This window comes from Trueperaceae bacterium, from assembly GCA_036381035.1.
Classification (GTDB): Bacteria; Deinococcota; Deinococci; order Deinococcales; family Trueperaceae; genus DASRWD01.
In genome coordinates this window covers 1-1,666 of record DASVDQ010000155.1, presented here as the reverse complement: position 1 = coordinate 1,666, position 1,666 = coordinate 1, and the positions used below count along the sequence as shown (strand labels likewise).

Annotated in this window: 2 protein-coding genes; one reads left to right on the top strand and one right to left on the bottom strand. The window is 72.3% G+C overall.

Translation table 11 applies throughout. The features are described from left to right. On the bottom strand, window positions 1-318 hold a 318-nt coding region (locus VF202_15575), incomplete at its 3' end, for a hypothetical protein (GenBank protein HEX7041536.1). A 418-nt stretch (window positions 319-736) separates the two neighbouring features. Between VF202_15575 and VF202_15570 the strand changes: the two genes are divergently transcribed. Continuing rightward, a partial coding sequence (locus VF202_15570; protein ID HEX7041535.1) for a hypothetical protein occupies window positions 737-1,666 on the top strand: 930 nt, incomplete at its 3' end.

The following is a 1,666-nucleotide window of genomic DNA, read 5'->3' as shown; positions in this document are numbered from 1 at the left end:
GGGCGCGAGGGCCACGTCCCAGAACAGGTCGGCGTCGAAGGGGCTATCGAGCGCCGCGGCGGCGCGGCCGACCTGGACGGCGTAGTGGGAGGCGTACTTCTGGAACGCGCCTGCCGCCCGCCAGCCTATGTGGCTGGAGTAGCGGCGGAACTCCTTCTTCAACCCGCCCACCCAGGTCGGATCGCCGTCGGCGGCCGCCTTGAACACGGGGGCGAGGCCCTCGGCGACGCCAGGCTTGTAAGCGCTCTCATCGTGGGTGATGAGGTGCCAGTTGTCTCGCATCAACGCGACGGCGGCGTCGAGCTTCTGCGGGTCCATGTGATCCCCCGGTGCAGTCGCGGTGGTGAGGCGCGCCGCGAGGCCCGGGCTCAGCACCGTTCGAAGAGTTGACCTGGGCACCCTAACCCATCGCGTCGAGCTCTGCCGGGGACTCGGCCTGTCGGTGCCGCCAGGGAAGGACGTCACGCGCCGGCTAAGCCTCGGGCTCTACCCAGCCCCTCCGCTCGAGCCGGCGCCGCGAGGAGAGGGAGCGGCGCCGGGAACTCGGTCAAGGCCCGTGCCGGCGCCGCCAGGGACCCCACAGCGTTCCTCGCTCGACCCTCTTCCGAGAGCCCCCGAAACACAGCCCCATGTGAACTGCCAGCTAGCGCCTCGCGTGCGGTTCCTCATATCCTTCTCAGGTGCCTCTAACGATCGGAGTCGGCTACTGATGTCGGTCGCCGCGCCCGATGGGCGCATGAGCAGGCGACTACTATTCCTGGCGACATCCCTCGCGCTGCAGGCGAACGCGGTGCTCGCGCAGCCGGGGGCGGGCGTACCCCCGGACGCCGGGCGCCAGGGGCCCAGCCACGGCATCACCGATCTGAGGGGCGAGTTCAGCGTCTCGTACGCGCTGATCCTGCTCGGAGGCGACGCCGCGCCGAACACGGGGCCCATCGCGCGGGGCGACATCGCCTTCTCGGTCGGGGAACGCGAGGTGAGCCTGCGGTTCGACCCGATCGGGATCAGGCGCCAGGGCGTCTCGCTAGAGGTGCGCGAGGGCGCCGAGCTCCTCTCCATCACCCACGAGCGGACGCCGTCGGACGGCACCGACCCGAACCTGGGCGCGAGCAATGACTTCCAGGCCCTCGTCGTGGCCAAGCCGGAGGGCGCGCCCGACCTGCAGGCGCTCGTCGCCGTCCAGTCCACCGAGGGCAGCGCGGGGAGCCAGGTCTTCACGGCGCGGCTCGCGGCCAGCGACCGCTACCGCGACCCGTTCGCCGGCGTGTCGTCCGTCGACTGGCGGGCGTCGGCGCAGTCCACGAGCCTGCGCGTGCCGGCCGCGGGCCTGAACCGCAACAGCGTCTCGTTCGGGGTCGGGGCGGGCGCCGCCTTCGGCGGACCCCGGTCGCGCAGCCTGAGGCCCAAGCTGCGGCTCGACGTCTCGAGCGACGATAGCCCCACGGCGACCGGCGCTCGCTACCGCATCGACGCCAGCCTGGCGGCCGAGGTGACCCCGGAGGAGGACGTCAGCGTCGGCGCCAGATGGGACCTCAGGTCGACGGGCACGGCCGACTCGCAGTCCCTCAGCGTCACGACCAGGCGCCTGGACCCCGTCTCCCTCACCGCCGAGGCCGACAGGAGCCGCGCCCAGGACGGCAGCACCTCCTACCGCTGGGGCGTCGGC